The 14,770-nt window shown below is 66.9% G+C and carries 14 protein-coding genes, 1 tRNA gene and 1 pseudogene; 8 read left to right on the top strand and 8 right to left on the bottom strand.

Annotation, left to right across the window (positions count from 1 at the left end):
• Positions 1 to 8: 8 nt before the first annotated feature.
• Complete coding sequence (gene arsC, locus ACMV_RS15630; protein ID WP_007422048.1) at positions 9 to 431, bottom strand: arsenate reductase (glutaredoxin); 423 nt, start codon at positions 429 to 431, stop codon at positions 9 to 11.
• Complete coding sequence (locus tag ACMV_RS15625) at positions 428 to 793, bottom strand: ArsR/SmtB family transcription factor (RefSeq protein WP_456236363.1); 366 nt, start codon at positions 791 to 793, stop codon at positions 428 to 430. Before ACMV_RS15625 ends, arsC begins: the two co-directional genes overlap by 4 nt.
• A gap of 348 nt (positions 794 to 1,141) precedes the next feature.
• Here ACMV_RS15625 and ACMV_RS15620 point away from each other — a divergent pair, with 348 nt between their 5' ends.
• On the top strand, positions 1,142 to 1,834 hold the full coding sequence (locus ACMV_RS15620) for an EAL domain-containing protein (RefSeq protein WP_007422046.1): 693 nt from the start codon (positions 1,142 to 1,144) through the stop codon (positions 1,832 to 1,834).
• A gap of 567 nt (positions 1,835 to 2,401) precedes the next feature.
• Here ACMV_RS15620 and ACMV_RS15615 read toward each other — a convergent pair.
• On the bottom strand, positions 2,402 to 4,081 hold the full coding sequence (locus ACMV_RS15615) for an IS1634 family transposase (RefSeq protein WP_013635043.1): 1,680 nt from the start codon (positions 4,079 to 4,081) through the stop codon (positions 2,402 to 2,404).
• Positions 4,082 to 4,256: 175 nt separating this feature from the next.
• On the opposite strand from ACMV_RS15615, the pseudogene ACMV_RS20045 reads away from it, so the two are divergent.
• Positions 4,257 to 4,816 (top strand): annotated as a pseudogene (locus tag ACMV_RS20045) (transposase); the annotation flags it as partial.
• A 518-nt stretch (positions 4,817 to 5,334) separates the two neighbouring features.
• On the opposite strand, the gene ACMV_RS15605 reads toward ACMV_RS20045, so the two are convergent.
• From ACMV_RS15605 to ACMV_RS15590, 4 genes are all read right to left on the bottom strand, one after another.
• A tRNA-Val gene (locus tag ACMV_RS15605) sits at positions 5,335 to 5,409 on the bottom strand.
• 61 nt (positions 5,410 to 5,470) lie between these two features.
• The gene (locus ACMV_RS15600) at positions 5,471 to 6,037 is read right to left on the bottom strand and encodes a hypothetical protein (protein ID WP_013641040.1); all 567 of its coding nucleotides are present in this window, start codon (positions 6,035 to 6,037) and stop codon (positions 5,471 to 5,473) included.
• On the bottom strand, positions 6,037 to 7,062 hold the full coding sequence (locus ACMV_RS15595; RefSeq protein WP_013641039.1) for an SAM-dependent methyltransferase: 1,026 nt from the start codon (positions 7,060 to 7,062) through the stop codon (positions 6,037 to 6,039). The genes ACMV_RS15600 and ACMV_RS15595 overlap by 1 nt, the downstream gene beginning before the upstream one ends.
• Before the next feature lie 70 nt (positions 7,063 to 7,132).
• Positions 7,133 to 7,933: a DUF1295 domain-containing protein gene (locus ACMV_RS15590; RefSeq protein WP_013641038.1), complete on the bottom strand. Its 801-nt coding sequence runs from the start codon at positions 7,931 to 7,933 to the stop codon at positions 7,133 to 7,135.
• Positions 7,934 to 8,030: 97 nt separating this feature from the next.
• On the opposite strand from ACMV_RS15590, the gene moaB reads away from it, so the two are divergent.
• Positions 8,031 to 8,570: a molybdenum cofactor biosynthesis protein B gene (gene moaB, locus ACMV_RS15585; protein WP_013641037.1), complete on the top strand. Its 540-nt coding sequence runs from the start codon at positions 8,031 to 8,033 to the stop codon at positions 8,568 to 8,570.
• Positions 8,571 to 8,591: 21 nt separating this feature from the next.
• On the opposite strand, the gene ACMV_RS15580 is transcribed toward moaB, so the two are convergent.
• Positions 8,592 to 9,101, bottom strand: coding sequence for an Lrp/AsnC family transcriptional regulator (locus ACMV_RS15580; protein WP_013641036.1), 510 nt, complete (start codon positions 9,099 to 9,101; stop codon positions 8,592 to 8,594).
• A gap of 151 nt (positions 9,102 to 9,252) precedes the next feature.
• On the opposite strand from ACMV_RS15580, the gene ACMV_RS15575 reads away from it, so the two are divergent.
• From ACMV_RS15575 to ACMV_RS15555, 5 genes are read left to right on the top strand one after another with little or no spacing between them, the layout of a single operon-like run.
• Positions 9,253 to 9,813 carry a precorrin-2 dehydrogenase/sirohydrochlorin ferrochelatase family protein gene (locus ACMV_RS15575; RefSeq protein ID WP_013641035.1) on the top strand — a complete coding sequence of 187 codons (561 nt, stop codon included), beginning with the start codon at positions 9,253 to 9,255 and terminating at the stop codon, positions 9,811 to 9,813.
• A complete protein-coding gene (cobA, locus tag ACMV_RS15570; protein WP_013641034.1) occupies positions 9,810 to 10,601 on the top strand; it encodes a uroporphyrinogen-III C-methyltransferase in 792 nt (263 codons plus the stop codon). The genes ACMV_RS15575 and cobA overlap by 4 nt, the downstream gene beginning before the upstream one ends.
• A 4-nt stretch (positions 10,602 to 10,605) precedes the next feature.
• Positions 10,606 to 12,354 carry a diflavin oxidoreductase gene (locus ACMV_RS15565; protein WP_013641033.1) on the top strand — a complete coding sequence of 583 codons (1,749 nt, stop codon included), beginning with the start codon at positions 10,606 to 10,608 and terminating at the stop codon, positions 12,352 to 12,354.
• On the top strand, positions 12,354 to 13,037 hold the full coding sequence (locus ACMV_RS15560; protein ID WP_007424030.1) for a phosphoadenylyl-sulfate reductase: 684 nt from the start codon (positions 12,354 to 12,356) through the stop codon (positions 13,035 to 13,037). The genes ACMV_RS15565 and ACMV_RS15560 overlap by 1 nt, the downstream gene beginning before the upstream one ends.
• A gap of 29 nt (positions 13,038 to 13,066) precedes the next feature.
• Positions 13,067 to 14,740: an NADPH-dependent assimilatory sulfite reductase hemoprotein subunit gene (locus ACMV_RS15555; RefSeq protein WP_013641032.1), complete on the top strand. Its 1,674-nt coding sequence runs from the start codon at positions 13,067 to 13,069 to the stop codon at positions 14,738 to 14,740.
• Positions 14,741 to 14,770 lie beyond the last annotated feature (30 nt).

The following is a 14,770-nucleotide window of genomic DNA, read 5'->3' as shown; positions in this document are numbered from 1 at the left end:
CGGGTGGGTCAGGGCAGGCGGCGGCCGGCGTCGTCGACCACCTGCTGCCCGTCTTCCTTGGTGAAGGCGCCCTGCTGGGGAGTGGGCAGGATGTCGAGCACGGTTTCGGAGGGGCGGCAGAGGCGGACGGCGCGCTCGGTGACGACGATCGGCCGGTTGATGAGGATCGGGTGGGCCATCATCGCGTCGAGCAGTGCATTGTCGGTCAGCGTTTCATCATCGAGACCGAGCTCGGCATAGGGCGTGCCCTTCTCGCGTAGCACGGCGCGAACGGGCACGCCCATCCGCGCGATCAGGCCGCGCAACTCCTCGCGCGAGGGCGGGGTTTTCAGATATTCGATCACCACCGGCTCGAGCCCCGCATTGCGGATCAGGCCGAGGACGTTGCGCGACGTGCCGCAGGCAGGGTTGTGGTAGATCGTGACGGTCATGTGTCTGATCCTTGTTTTGTTGCGGACCGCCCCGGTTCACAGGCCGGCGCGGGGGCGGCCGCGTGGCCGCAGCAATTGCGCACGAGATAGGCGACCAAGCCGTTCATGGCGGTGAAATCGGCAGCGTATATCACATGGCGGCTGGCGCGCCGCTGGGTGATCAGCCCGGCGCGGGTCAGGGCCTGGATATGGAATGTGAGGGATGACGCCGCGAGGCCGAGCCGCTCGGCGATCTCGCCCGCCGGCAGGCCAGCCGGTCCTGCCTCGACCAGGAAGCGATAGGCGGCGAGACGGTGCTCGTGCGCCAGAGCGGCAAGCGCCGCGACGGTCCAGGATGCGTCGATTGCCGGCGGTCCGTTCATCGTCATTTCCGGAATTGTCGAATTATCATATTGATAAGGTGATGGCGCCGTCGGCGTCAAGGGACGGCGAAACGCTGGCCCGAGACTGCTCATTGACGATGCGACGCATGCCTTGCCCGCACGATTGACTGAACCATCAGCGACGTCGAGAAACGGTGATATATATTTTAGGCGATCGTTAAATAATTGGTTGCATTCTTTTGGATGCTTAATTTGTATCTCTCGAAAGCATCTACTTGAGGATGTATCAATAATGGCGACGCGATAATGGGGCTGATAAAAGCGCGCCTCAGAGACACAAGCTCATGTGCAGGCTGTCGACAGGGGCAATTCGACAGGCCGCTCGCCATGGCATTTCAGCCAATCATCGATGTCGCGGCACGATCAGTGTTTGCCTATGAGGCTTTGGTGCGCGGCCCCGCCGGAGAGTCGGCTGGGAGTATATTGGAAACCATCGGCCAGTCGGAACTCTATGCTTTTGACCAAGCATGTCGAGTGACGGCGATTGAAACCGCCGCCGCTCTTGGGCTCGGCGATAGTTCTTGCGATCTCTCGATCAATTTTCTGCCCAATGCAGTCTATGAGCCCCGAGCGTGCATTCGCACGACTCTGCAAGCTGCCGCCCGGACCAGATTTCCAACCAGAAAGCTTATCTTCGAGATTAACGAGGGAGAATTGTTGAGCGCGCCCGATCATTTGGCCGATATCGTGGCGGAATACGCAGCTATGGGCTTCCGCACGGCGATTGATGATTTTGGGTCGGGATATTCCAATCTCAATCTACTCGCCAAATTCCGCCCGGATCTGGTGAAGCTCGATATGGAACTGATCCGCGGCATCGAGTCAGACAAGAGGCGCAGGAGCATCGTCAGCCATTGCGCTGCGATGTGCCGGGAAATGGGGATCACCGTCGTTGCCGAAGGCATCGAAACGCTTGGCGAATGCTCGGCGTTGAACGATCTCGGGATTACGCTCATGCAAGGCTATCTTTTCGCGAAGCCAGGCTTTCGCAGCTTGCCAACACCTACGTGGGCGAACTGATCTCAGCGATCACCCATCTCATTGCTGGATTTTTCAGCAATCATGCCAAGGTGGGATTTTTTGCTGACCTGTCATGAAGTAATGCATCAAAATCCGAGATTTGCGAATGCAATGACAACAATAACGCCCAGTACCCAGATTTATCGCATATGGCATCCGCATCTAAACGGTTCGACCAAATCACTGAAATCGATCAGTTTATACTGATTCATTTCCACAATTCCCATACAATCATCCCTACTGCGCCCATACAAGTTCAGCCGTTCCCCTTAACAAGGCGCTGAAGAGTCCCCGCCTCGAGGCCGGCTGCAGAACATGATGCACCAACGCCACTGCGAGGACGGAGGTGGCAATGCGCCGATCGGACGAGGTGACGTGATCGCTGTTGATCTACGTCGATCTTGAGGAGCGCATCCCGGCGCGGCATCCGCTGCGACCGATGACCCGCCCCACGCCGCAACCGCAATGCCCCAGTTAAACAGCGGGTTTTCCTAAGCAATTGAAAAGGCGTGTGAAATCTGGCGTGCGCCGGAGCTGTGGCACTACAGGGCGGAATGCGCAGCCGGATCAGGTTACGGCTTGCTGGGGGGTCTGCAGACGGGGCGGCAGGGCGATGCGGGCGGCTTTGAAGGCTGTGGCCGCCGCAACGCCGGCTTCGGTGCGCAGCTGCCAGCGCTTGCCGTTCTGACTGATTTCGCCGTGCTGCAGTCTGTCGAGATCACGAAGGAGATCGGCCCATTCGACGCGCTTGCCGGCCCGGCGGAGTTTTTCGTCGAGCGCCTGGTGCAGGATCAGCGCGAGAAAAGAACAGAACACATGGCCGCGGATGGCGGCGTCGGAGGAATGGTAGATTGGCCGGGTGCGCATCGTCGCCTTCGCCACACGGAACAGCCGTTCGACATTCTGCAGGTCCCGGTAGCGGAGCACCGCCTGCAGCGGCGAGATCCTGGCATTGGAGCGCAGCACGAAGACGCCGTCGAAGCGGGCTTCCTCGGCGAGCTTGCCGGCGTCGATCTCGAACAGCTTGCTCTTGCGGCCGGGCTTTGCGTCACTGACCGGGCGCAGGAAGCGGCGATAGGCGGAGTTGCCGATCAGCGCCTTGTCGCCTCGCTTCAGCTGACGATCGAGGGCGGCGACCACCTGGCGCCTGGTCTCGGCCTCTTCGATGGCCACCGCCTCGTTGCGGCAGACGATATAGCGCTTGCCCGCGACCTTGACCTCCTTGATGAAGAGCTGTGTCTCGTCGCCACTTGCGCGCTCGAGGCAGAGCGGGATGTAGGGGCGCTCATCGGCCAGCACCACCTCGCGGACGATGCGGTCGGTGCGTTCCCTTGCGCCGAGGACGTATTCCAGCCCGCGCTCCTCCAGCGCGGCGATCGTCGCGGCGCTGATCATGCCGCGATCGGCGACAACGCAGACCCGGGTGATGCCGAAGCGCGACCGCAGGCGGTCGATCACCGGCACCAGCACCGAGACATCGGCGGTGTTGCCCGGCCACATCTCGGTGCAGATAGGCCTTCCGTCCTGATCGATCACCACGCCCAGGATCATCTGCGCGAGCTGTGGGCGGTAATCCTTGGAGTGGCCCCACGCGCCCAGCGTCTCGCCGCCGGCACCTTCGAAATACAGCGAGGTGGTGTCCATGAATACGACCGAGAGATCGGTGAACAGATCATGCCGCCGAGCGAAGAGCCGCTCTTCCACCAGATCCTTCACCGTCCGTGGCGCAAAGGGCGTGGCATCCGCCTGCTCTGCCTCCGGCAACTCCTCGCCAAGCCAGGCCATGGCGCGGTAGAGGTGATGCAGGCCGAGCTCCTCGGTGCTGGGAATGTCGTAATCGTCGAGCCATTTGTCGCAGGCGCGATCCGAGCCCGAGACCATAATCCGGTGGAGCACGGTGGCGAACACCGCGCGCTCGACCGGGAACTCGAACTGCCGCCCGGCCAGCAGCTCCTCGAACACAGCAGCGATCCCGCTCTCCTGCCACAGTCGGCCGAACAGCAATGGCGCGCCGAACCGGCGCATGCTCAGCGTGGTCGCCTCATTCTCCATGGCGGAGAGCAGCATCATCTGCTCGCAATGGCGGGCGCCGGAGGCCAGGAGCCTCGCGAGCTGGCCGCTTGCTTCGAGTTCGTCCATCCGGCCGATGGTCAGCCGCACAACCTGGCGGACCTTGCCATCGACCCGCTTGTTCTCGACGATCTGCAGGTAGCGACGGCCACCTGATGGTTTGATGCGGAAGAACATGACCCCGACTCCGGACACCACGCTACGGAGCCGATGCAAGCAAGATCAACACACAATCGCGCGATACGTGGCACTACGTTTTTAAAAGATCTTCAAACGGCTCCGAAAAAACCGTTATCTCCCAATCCTCTATCGTGCCGTTATCGTATCGTTCCGGGTTCCACTGTTGAAGTCGGGCAATGCCGAAGCCGATTTCCGCGGCGAACGACACTCCAGCGCGACCCGTGCTTCGACGATCGATCCCGACGCCCGCCTGTTCAAGACGTCACCCGGCGCAGGGGCCATGCTGTGCTTCATTGGGGCATAGCCTGATGGAGAACCGCTCCAGCCTGATCGTGCAGGCCGACCTGACGCAGGGCGGTGGCCACGCCGCATGTCGGGCCGCACAGCAGATGCTTCACAGGCATTCGTCCGGATCGACCCGGCGCCTGACGCGGCCGGCTGACAGCGGCTACGACAGCGCCGACTTCACTGCTGATCTGCGCCAGATGGTGGTCACGCCGCATGCCGCCCGGAAGTCTCGGCGCTCCGCCATCGATGGCAGAACCACCCGGCACCCGGGCTAGCGAAATCGCAGTGACGCCGGACGAAGATCGAGGACCCCTTCGGCTGGACCAAGACAGTCGGCGGCATGGCGCAGACCATGTATGCGGCATCAAGCACGTGCGGGCCCGCTTCACTTTGGCGATGGTGGCCTGCAATCTGCCAAGGCTGCCGAAACCGCTCGGTACCTGAGCCGGAAGAAAGCACTCGAACCGCACCCGAGTGGAAAATGCCTCACCAGGCCGAACCTACCTAGGACGGCGTTCCTCTCACAGACCTCTTGCAGCAGCCCGTTAGGTCGAGAGTGGCAAGACGAGCGACCGGCCACCGTTGACCGCCGCCTTCGGGGCTTATCGCCCGACTGGCGCTAAGCTCTGTTGAATTCTGTTGAGAGGTCCCGCTGATCTCGGACGAGAAACACGCCGAATGTGGTCTGCTAGCCTGCCGCTGATCAACAAAGAGCTTTTCCCAATCTCTGCCTCAACACTCCGCGCTCATGCTGCGGCTTCCCGGCTCATCCGGAATGTCCAACCCTGCCATGCAAGCCGATCGGGTTGCCCTCGCGTTCAAATCACTGAGACATCAGAGCCGTCTCGCCGCCATAGCAGCTTGTAGCTGCGATTAAGCAGGAAAAATCGGGGCGCAAAATCAGGAAAATTGATTGGACCGGGCCAGACCATCCTCTAAATCATAGATTTGTTTGGAAAATCTGGTGGGTGCGACAGGGATTGAACCTGTGACCCCCGCCGTGTGAAGGCGATGCTCTCCCGCTGAGCTACGCACCCGGTCGGCATGTCTCTAGCGGCGCGGCGCGGCGAAGGCAAGAGGCCAGGCGGTCGGCCCGGCTCAGCCCCGCGCCGCCGGCGCCGAGGGGCGGACGGCTGCGAAGGCGATTCCGAGGAAAAATGTCAGGCAGGCAACGCTGAAGCCATTCAGCGTCGCGAGCGAGGCGGCAACGGACGCCGGGTAGGTCGCGATCGGCGGCATCGGTGCGAGGCGCAGCGCGGCATAGGCAAGGAAGGGCAGCGCGGCGAGGGCGAACATCGTCCGCCGTTCGGATTGGTGAAAGCCGAGTGTCGCCAGCATCACGCAGGGGATCAGGAACAGCGCCACCCCGGAGGAGAAGCCGAGCACATGGTTGCACCATGCGGTGTTCAGCGTCGCCACCGTGCAGAGCAGGGCGCGCGCGGCATAGCCGCTGCGCCGGGCGAGCAGCGGCACGGCGAGCCAGAACGGCAGCGAGGCCAGAGTCAGCAGCACGAACGGGCCGGCATTCCGCCCGAGCACGGCCCAGAGATAGAGCGGATAGAACGGCGTGTTGCCCGCCAGCACGAGGGCGACGGTGTTGCAGGTCGCGGTCAGCCCGTCCTCATGCGCGACGAAGCCGGCAAGGGCGCGGGCGGCGGCACGCATCAGGCCGGACGCAGCCGGTAGTGGCTGACCCCCCAGGATTCGCCGCCGGCATGGCCGAACAAGCCTTCGGTGGCAAGGAAGAACAGCCGCCAGCGCCGCTTCCACACCGCGGCCTCGGCGCCATAGACGCGACTCAGAATCTCGCCGATCGGGCCGGCATTGCGGTCGTAATTCTCCAGCCAGAGGCGCGCGGTGCGGGCGTAATGCATGCCGTTCCAGCGCCAGTCGGCCTCCAGCGCGAACAGGTCGGAAAACTGGCCGATCAGCCCGTGGCTCGGCATGATGCCGCCGGTGAAGAAATGCCGGGCGATCCAGTCCGCCGGATCGTCGTGATCGAAGCGGTAGGGGCCGGTGCGGTGCGAGAATACGTGCAGGAACAGCGCGCCGCCGGGGGCGAGCCACTGGCGGACGCGCCCGAGCAGGCTCTGCCAGTTGGACATGTGCTCGAACATCTCGACCGAAACCACCCGGTCGAATGTCCGCTCGGGGGTGAATGCGTTCATGTCGGCGGTGACGACGCGCAGATTGGCCAGGCCAAGCCGCGCGGCCTCCGCCTCGATATGCGCGCGCTGCGAGGCGGAGTTGGATACCGCGGTGATGGCGGCGGCGGGGTAGCGTTCCGCCATGAACAGGCTGAGCGAGCCCCAGCCGCAGCCAAGCTCGAGGATGCACTGCCCGTCGGCGAGGCCGGCATGGTCGCAGGTCTGCTCCAGCGCCTCGACTTCCGCCGTCTCCAGCGTATCGGCCGGAGAGCGGAAGAAGCAGCTCGAATATTTCCGCCGCGGTCCGAGCACATGACCGAAAAACGCCGCCGGCACCTCGTAGTGCTGGGCGTTCGCCGCATCGGTGTGCAGGGCGATCGGCAGGCGCGCCATGTCGCGCGCGAAGGCGCGTTCGGCATCTTCCGTCATCGAGGCGAGCTTGCGGTCGGTCCGGCCGACCAGCCCGGCGATGCCGCGGCGGGTCAGCGCGTCGGGGATCGGCAGGCGCTCGGCCATTCCGGCCATGGTGGCGGCAAGGTTCATTCATTCACTCCGGAGCTTGGGTCAGACCAGACGTGATACGGCGGGCGGGCATCGTCCGGATGCACGGGGCTCAGCCGCGCTGCCGCTTCGGCCAGGGCACGATCGGGCTGACCCGCGCCTGATAGTCGCGATAGGCGTCGCCGCGCGAGGCCAGCATCTCGCGTTCGAGCGGCGGCACGCCCGAAATTTTCGCCAGCAGCCAGTACATGAACAGCGGCGCGGCGAGGCCGGCGAGCCCCGGCCACCACGGGCCGGCGAGCCCGATCAGCGGATAGGCGAGCCAGACCAGGATCTCGAAGAAATAGTTCGGATGGCGCGACCACGCCCACAGGCCGCGGGCGCAGACCTTGCCGCGATTGGCGGGATCGGCGCGGAAGGCGTGCATCTGCCGGTCCGCCAGCCCCTCGCCGGCGACCGATCCGGCGAACACGGCAAGCCCGGCCAGCGTCAGGCCGGGGGCGAGCGGGTAAGGGTTGCTCGCCGCGAGCGTCACCGCCAGCGCCAGCAGCCAGGCGACCGCGGCCTGGATCATAAGCAGGACGAACATCCGCCGTTCGAACCCCGCCCCCCATTCGGCGCGGAACCGGGCATAGCGCGCATCCTCGTGGCGGATGGCGGCGGTGCGGCGCAGGATGTAGCCGCCGAGCCGCCCGGCCCAGACCAGCACCAGCGCCGCGACCAGCAGCCGCCGCGCCGGCGGCGCGGTGCCGAGCGGCACCAGCGCGCCGACCGCACCGGCGATGCCGGTGCCGAAGGTCCAGAACACGTCGACCCAGCCGGAATTGCGGGTCGCGCGCTGCGCCACCCAGGCGCCGGCCATCACCAGCATGAGAAAGAGCAGGAGTGTGAGCGCGAGTGCGGGATATGCCATGCGCAAGACATTCATCCGCCCCGCACTTCGTCAAGGGCCGGGCTGCGCCGCCGGCGCCGAAACGCTATATGACGCGGCAGACAGAAGGAGCCACGCCATGTCGCGCATCGACGAAAGCCGCAAATTCGTTCCCGTCGCCATCGCGGTGATGACCGTCTCGGACACGCGGACGGCGGAGACCGACAGTTCGGGCGACGCGCTGGCCGCGCGCGTGGTCGCCGCCGGCCACCGGCTCGCCGCGCGCACCATCCTGCGCGACGACGCCGACCTCATCGCCGCCCAGCTGCGCGCCTGGATCGCCGATCCGGCGATCGACGTGGTGATCACCTCGGGCGGCACCGGCATCACCGGGCGGGATGTGACACCGGAGGCCTTCTCCCGCGTGCTGGAGAAGGAAATCGAAGGCTTCGGCGAATTGTTCCGCATGCTGAGCTACCAGAAGATCGGCACCTCGACGATCCAGTCCCGCGCGATCGGCGGGGTGGCGGGCGGCACCTATCTCTTCGCCCTGCCCGGCTCGACCGGTGCGGTGAAGGATGGCTGGGACGACATTCTCGTCTTCCAGCTCGATTCCCGCCACCGCCCGTGCAACCTCGTCGAGCTGATGCCGCGGTTGCAGGAACATCTGACCGCCTGACCACCTGCCCCGGCCCGCCGGTCAGATCGGCGGCGGGCCGGATTTCATCCGTTCCATCGCGAAGCGCGAGCTGACATTGCGCAGCGGCACGGCGGCGATCAGCCGGCGGTAGAACGCATCGTAGGACGGGATGTCCGGCGCCATGACGTGCAGCAGGTAGTCGACATCCCCGCTCATCCGCCAGGCGCCGACGATCTCGGGCATGGTCGCGACCACCTCGGCGAAGCGGGCGATCCAGCCATCCGAGTGATCCGCCGTCTCGATCGAGACGAAGACCGACACCGGATAGCCCAGCCGCTCGGGCGAGAGTGCGACCACCCGCCCCTGAATCACGCCCGCCTCCTCCATCCGCTTGATCCGCTTCCAGCAGGGCGTGGCCGAAAGCCCGACCTCCTTCGCCATGATGGCGAGCGGCACGGTGGCGTCGCGCGCGAGCAGGCGGAGGATCGCGCGGTCGATATTGTCGAGCGTGATGGCGGCGGCCGGCGCGGCGGCAGCGGCCGCCTGGCTGGTCCGGGCTTTGTCAGCCATTCCAAATTATCCTTCAAATTTAGACTCTTTTTTCATATGACCCGAATAATTCAGAAAATCAAACTTATTTTAGGCCGAAAACGCTGTTTTAGGAGAAATATGTTTTCCTGCCCCGGCCGCGTTCCTATACTCCGGGCGTGCAGGAGACACCATGATCCCGATCGCGCTCGACCCTCGTCTGACCTCGCTCGCCGTCGCCGGCAACGGCACGCTGGCGCTGCGCCGCTATCGCGCGCTGCGGGCGGCCGGGGCCGAGGGCGCGCTGCTGTTCTCCGACGATCCCAGCGCCGAGGCTGTCGAGGCGGCGGGTGCGAACCTGCGCCGCGCCCTGCCGGACGACGCGGCGCTGGCGGCGCTGCACGTGCTCTGGATCGTCGATCTCCCGGCCGAGGCGGCGGAAGCGCTGGCGACGCGGGCGCGGGCGGCGCGCGTGCTCGTCAATGTCGAGGACGTGCTGCCCTTCTGCGATTTCCACTCGGTCGCCGAAATCCGCCGCGGCGACCTGCTGCTCACGATTTCCACCGCCGGCGCCGCCCCCGGGCTTGCCGGCGTGCTGCGGCGCGATCTCGAAACCCGGTTCGGCCCGGAATGGGCCGACCGCGTCGCACATGTCCGCGCGCTGCGCCGCGCCTGGCAGCAGGAGGGCGTGAAAATGCCCGAGGCCGCACGGCGGATCGCCACTCTCGTCGAGGAAGAAGGCTGGCTCGCATGATCCGACATCCCGCATTCGCCCCCGGCAGCGTCTGGCTGGCCGGCGCCGGCCCCGGCGACCCCGCGCTGCTGACGCTGGCGGCGCTGCACGCGATCGAGACCGCCGACGTCATCCTGCACGACGCGCTGGTGCCGGCCGAAATCCTCGCCCTCGCCCCGGCGACGACGCGGCTGGTGCCGGCGGGCAAGCGGGCCGGCGGCATCCACACGCCGCAGCTCTCGATCAACGAGGATCTGATCGCCCTTGCCCGGCAGGAGCTGCGGGTGCTGCGCCTGAAAGGGGGCGATCCGTTCGTCTTTGGCCGTGGCGGCGAGGAGTGCCTCGCCCTCGCCGCGGCGAGCATCCCCTTCCGCGTCATCCCCGGCATTTCCGCCGGCATCGGCGCCGCGAGTGCGGCGCATATGCCGATCACCCATCGCGGTGTCGCCCGCAGCGTGGTCTTCGCCACCGGCGAGGCGGGGCCGGCCGGCGGCGAGGTGGATTTCGCGGCACTTGGCCGCGCCGCCGATACGCTGGTGCTCTACATGGCGCGGCAGAATATCGGCCGGATCGCCGCCGCCCTGATCGCCGGCGGCCGCAGCCCGACCGACCCGCTCGCCTTCCTGCTCGACGCGACGACGCCGCGCGAGCGCGTCGTCCACACCACGATCGGCGCCGCCGCCGCCATCGCCGCCACCCTGCCGCCGGCCGCCACACTGGTGATCGTCGGTCCCGTCGCCGGAATCGGTGCGATGATCGCGCCGCACCGCCCGGAAGCCGAACCCTCGATCCGCTCCGCACAAGGTTGACATCATGACCCGCATCGCCGCCCTGCCCCATTCCGCCCCCTTCGCCCCCGAGGACATCGCCGTTCTCGACAAGGTGATCGGCCGCGCCTCCAGCACGCAGCGCGCCTGGCTCGCCGGCTTCCTCGCCGGGATCGACGCCGCGAAGGGCGACGCCGCCGCCCCCGCCGCACCGCCGGCGGCGAAGACCAAGCTCACCATCCTGTTCGCCACCGAATCCGGCAATTCCGAGGCCCTGGCCAACGCCGCGAAGAAGGACGCGCAGAAGCGCGGCTTCGCCCCCCGCGTGCTGGACATGGCGGATATCGCCCCCGCCGCGCTGGCCGAGGCGGAGAACCTGCTGGTCATCGCCTCGACCTGGGGCGAGGGCGAGGCGCCGCAGCGCGCCGCCCCGTTCATGCGCGCCCTGCTGGCCGAGGACGCGCCGGCGCTGGAGGGCGTGACCTTCGCGGTGCTCGCCCTCGGCGATTCCTCCTACGCGCAGTTCTGCGAGACCGGAAAGCAGATCGACGCCCGGCTTGAGGCGCTCGGCGCCCGCCGCATCGCCCCCCGGCTCGACTGCGATCTCGACTACGAGGCCCCGGCCGCGAATTTCATCGACAGCCTGTTCACCTCGCTCGCCCCGCAGGCCGATGCCGGCTCGGTCATCCATGTCGATTTCCACCGCGCCGAAGGGGTGGAGATCAGCAAGGCCAACCCGTTCGAGGCGGAGGTTGCGGCGCTGCACCCGATCACCTCGTCGCGCTCGGAGAGCGAGACGCTGCATCTCGAACTCGACCTCACCGGCTCCGGCCTGAGCTACGAGCCGGGCGACACGCTGGGCATCGCGCCGACCAACGCGCCTTCGCTCGCCGATGCGATCCTCGGCGCGACCGGCCTTGCCGGCGACGCCGCGGCGCGCGAGGCGCTGATCCGCGAGCGCGACATCACCACCCTGACCCCGAAGCTGATTGCCGATTATGCCGCGCTGACCGGCGAGGCGAAGCTCGCCGCCCTCGCCGCCGACGAGGCGGCGCGCACCGCCTTCATCGCCGGGCGCCAGCCGCTCGACCTGTTCGAGGCGTTTCCGCACCGTATCGATGCCGGTCAACTCGCCGGCCTGCTGCGCAAGCTGCCGCCGCGCTACTACTCCATCGCCTCCTCGCAAAAGCTCGTGGGCGATGCGGCGCATCTCGCCATCGCCAAGGTCGCCTATGAAAGTGCTGGCCGGGCGCGGCTCGGCGTTGCCTCCGGCATGGTCGCCGAGCGGCTGCGCGAGGGCGACACGCTGCCCATCCACATCAAGGCGAACCCGCATTTCCGCCTGCCCGAAGATTCTTCCGCGCCGATCGTGATGATCGGCGCCGGTACCGGCATCGCCCCCTACCGCGCCTTCCTGCAGGAGCGCGAGGCGACCGGCGCGTCCGGCCGGACCTGGCTGATCTTCGGCCATCGCCGCTTCACCCACGACTTCCTCTACCAGCTCGAAATCCAGGACTGGCTGAAGAGCGGCGTGCTGAACGAGATCGACCTCGCCTTCTCGCGCGACCAGCCCGAGAAGCGCTACGTGCAGCACGTGCTGTGGGAGCGGCGCGCGGCGCTGCAAGCCCAGCTCGCCGAGGGCGCGACGCTCTATCTCTGCGGCGACGCCAAGGCGATGGCCCGCGATGTCGACGCCACACTCGCGCACATCCTCGGCGGCGATGACGCCGCGAAGGGCCAGGCAGCACTCGATGCGCTGATCGCCGCCGGCCGCTACAAGAAGGACGTCTACTGATGAGCGAACCCGTCTCCGACCGCGCGCGTGCGACGCTGGACATGCTGCGCGCCGCACTGCACGCCCATCACGGCAGGATCGCGCTGGTCTCCTCCTTCGGCACCGAATCGGCCGTGCTGCTCGACATGGCGGCAAGGATCGACCGCGCCCTGCCGGTGATCTTCCTTGAAACCGGCAAGCTGTTTCCCGACACGATCGCCTATCGCAACGCGCTGATCGCCCGGCTGCGGCTGCACGATGTCCGCACCATCCGGCCGGACCCCGCGCATCTCGCCGCGCTCGATCCGGATGGCGCGCTGTTCGGGCGCGACCCCGATCTCTGCTGCACCATCCGCAAGACCATGCCGCTGGATGCCGCCCTCGACGGGTTCGAGGCGTGGATTTCCGGCCGCAAGCGCACCCAGTCCGACCAGCGGGCGCGCATCCTGCCGATCGAGACCGGGCCGGACGGGCGGACCATCGTCAACCCGCTGCATGACTGGGAGCGCGCCGATATCGACGCCTATTTCGCCGCCCGGCGCCTGCCGCGCCACCCGCTGGAGGCGGAGGGCTTCCCCTCGATCGGCTGTGCCACCTGCACCCGCCGCGTGCGCCCCGGCGAGCCGCCGCGCGCCGGCCGCTGGAGCGGCACCAGCAAGACCGAATGCGGCATCTTCCTCGACCGCGCCGGCCAGGCCGCCTGACCCGACAACGCTAACCGAAAGATTGCACCATGGCGGATCGTGACGTCATTCAACTCTCCCGCAACGAGGACATCAAGGCGCGGAGCGACTTTCTCCGCGGCACGCTGATCGAGGAATTCGGCCAGCAGGCGCTCGGCGGCCTCACCGAGGATGGCGGCCAGCTCGTCAAGTTCCACGGCATGTATGTCCAGGACGACCGCGACCTGCGCCCCGAGCGGGCGAAGCGCAAGCTCGACCGCGCCTACATGTTCATGGCCCGGCTGCGGATTCCCGCCGGCGTGCTGACGCCGCGCCAGTATCTCGCACTCGACCGCATCGCCGACGAGCGGGCCAACGGCACCATCCGCGTGACCACGCGGCAGACGGTGCAGTTCCACGGCATCATCAAGTCGAACGTGCGCGCCGCGCTGCGGGCGATCGACGCCGCCCTGCTCGACACGATCGCGGCCTGCGGCGATGTGAACCGCAACGTGATCTCCACCGCCAACCCCTATCTCTCCCGCGCCCATGCCGAGGCGGCGGAAGCGGCGCGGGTGCTCTCGGCGCATTTCCTGCCGCGCACCGGCGCCTGGCGCGAGGTGTTCATCGGCGACGAGCGGGTGCTCGGCGGCGAGCCCGAGGCCGAGCCGATCTACGGCGCGACCTACCTGCCGCGCAAGTTCAAGATCGCCATCGCCGTGCCACCCTCGAACGATGTCGACGTCTTCGCCCACGATCTCTCCTACATCGCCATCGTCGAGAACGGGGTGATCGCCGGGTATAACGTCGTGGTCGGCGGCGGCATGGGGGCGACGCATGGCGAGCCGGAGACCTATCCGCGGGTGGGCGACGTGATCGGCTATTGCCCAGCGCATCTGCTGGTCGAGTCCGCCGAGGCGGTGCTGACCACCCAGCGCGATTTCGGCGACCGCGCCAACCGCAAGCACGCCCGGCTGAAATACACGATCGACACGCACGGGCTCGACTGGTTCCGCGCCGAGGTCAACCGCCGGATGAGCGCCCCGCTGGAACCCGCCCGCCCCTTCGCCTTCGCCGGCAATCACGACCAACTCGGCTGGACCACCGACGCCGAGGGCCACCACCACCTCACCCTGCACATCGTCAACGGCCGCATCGCCGACCGCGACGATGCGCGGCTGAAATCCGCCCTCGCCGCCATCGCCGGCCTGCCCGGCTTCATCGATACCGGCGCGATCGTGATGACCACCAACCAGAACATCATCATCGCCCGCGCGAACGATGCCGAGCGCGCCGCGATCGACGCGATCCTGGCGGAACATGCGGTCGGTCAGGACGTGTCGCGCCTCGCCGAAGGGGCGATGGCCTGCGTCGCCCTGCCCACCTGCGGCCTCGCTCTGGCCGAGAGCGAGCGCTACCTGCCGACGCTGGTCGGGAAGATCGACGGGATTCTGGCGGATCACGGCCTTGCGGAGCAAAAGATCACCATCCGCATGACCGGCTGCCCCAATGGCTGCGCCCGGCCTTACATCGCCGAGATCGGCCTGGTCGGCCGCAACCCCGGCAAATACAACCTGATGCTCGGCGGTGCTGCCGACGGCTCGCGGCTCAACACGGTCTACCGCGAGAATGTCGGCGAGGCGGAAATCCTCGCCTCCCTCGCGCCGGTCATCGCCGCCTATGCGAAGGACCACCAGCCGGGCGAAGGGTTCGGCGACTACACGCGGCGCGCCGGCATCGTCTGACAGCGCCGCACGATAAAGAAGGCCCGGCCG

Origin of the sequence: Acidiphilium multivorum AIU301, assembly GCF_000202835.1 — a bacterium.
Taxonomy (GTDB): domain Bacteria; phylum Pseudomonadota; class Alphaproteobacteria; order Acetobacterales; family Acetobacteraceae; genus Acidiphilium; species Acidiphilium multivorum.
The sequence above is the reverse complement of the archived record's forward strand: the minus strand, read 5'-3'. Positions and strand labels throughout refer to the sequence as shown.

Excerpts from the sequence above, each read along its gene's own strand:
- ACMV_RS15580 (WP_013641036.1), bottom strand. The coding sequence starts at position 9,101 with ATGGCTGACAAAGCCCGGACCAGCCAGGCGGCCGCTGCCGCCGCGCCG.
- moaB (WP_013641037.1), top strand. The coding sequence starts at position 8,031 with ATGTCGCGCATCGACGAAAGCCGCAAATTCGTTCCCGTCGCCATCGCG.
- arsC (WP_007422048.1), bottom strand. The coding sequence starts at position 431 with ATGACCGTCACGATCTACCACAACCCTGCCTGCGGCACGTCGCGCAAC.
- ACMV_RS15595 (WP_013641039.1), bottom strand. The coding sequence starts at position 7,062 with ATGAACCTTGCCGCCACCATGGCCGGAATGGCCGAGCGCCTGCCGATC.
- ACMV_RS15620 (WP_007422046.1), top strand. The coding sequence starts at position 1,142 with ATGGCATTTCAGCCAATCATCGATGTCGCGGCACGATCAGTGTTTGCC.
- ACMV_RS15600 (WP_013641040.1), bottom strand. The coding sequence starts at position 6,037 with ATGCGTGCCGCCGCCCGCGCCCTTGCCGGCTTCGTCGCGCATGAGGAC.
- ACMV_RS15590 (WP_013641038.1), bottom strand. The coding sequence starts at position 7,933 with ATGGCATATCCCGCACTCGCGCTCACACTCCTGCTCTTTCTCATGCTG.
- ACMV_RS15575 (WP_013641035.1), top strand. The coding sequence starts at position 9,253 with ATGATCCCGATCGCGCTCGACCCTCGTCTGACCTCGCTCGCCGTCGCC.
- ACMV_RS15625 (WP_456236363.1), bottom strand. The coding sequence starts at position 793 with ATGAACGGACCGCCGGCAATCGACGCATCCTGGACCGTCGCGGCGCTT.
- ACMV_RS15615 (WP_013635043.1), bottom strand. The coding sequence starts at position 4,081 with ATGTTCTTCCGCATCAAACCATCAGGTGGCCGTCGCTACCTGCAGATC.
- ACMV_RS15565 (WP_013641033.1), top strand. The coding sequence starts at position 10,606 with ATGACCCGCATCGCCGCCCTGCCCCATTCCGCCCCCTTCGCCCCCGAG.
- ACMV_RS15560 (WP_007424030.1), top strand. The coding sequence starts at position 12,354 with ATGAGCGAACCCGTCTCCGACCGCGCGCGTGCGACGCTGGACATGCTG.
- ACMV_RS15555 (WP_013641032.1), top strand. The coding sequence starts at position 13,067 with ATGGCGGATCGTGACGTCATTCAACTCTCCCGCAACGAGGACATCAAG.
- cobA (WP_013641034.1), top strand. The coding sequence starts at position 9,810 with ATGATCCGACATCCCGCATTCGCCCCCGGCAGCGTCTGGCTGGCCGGC.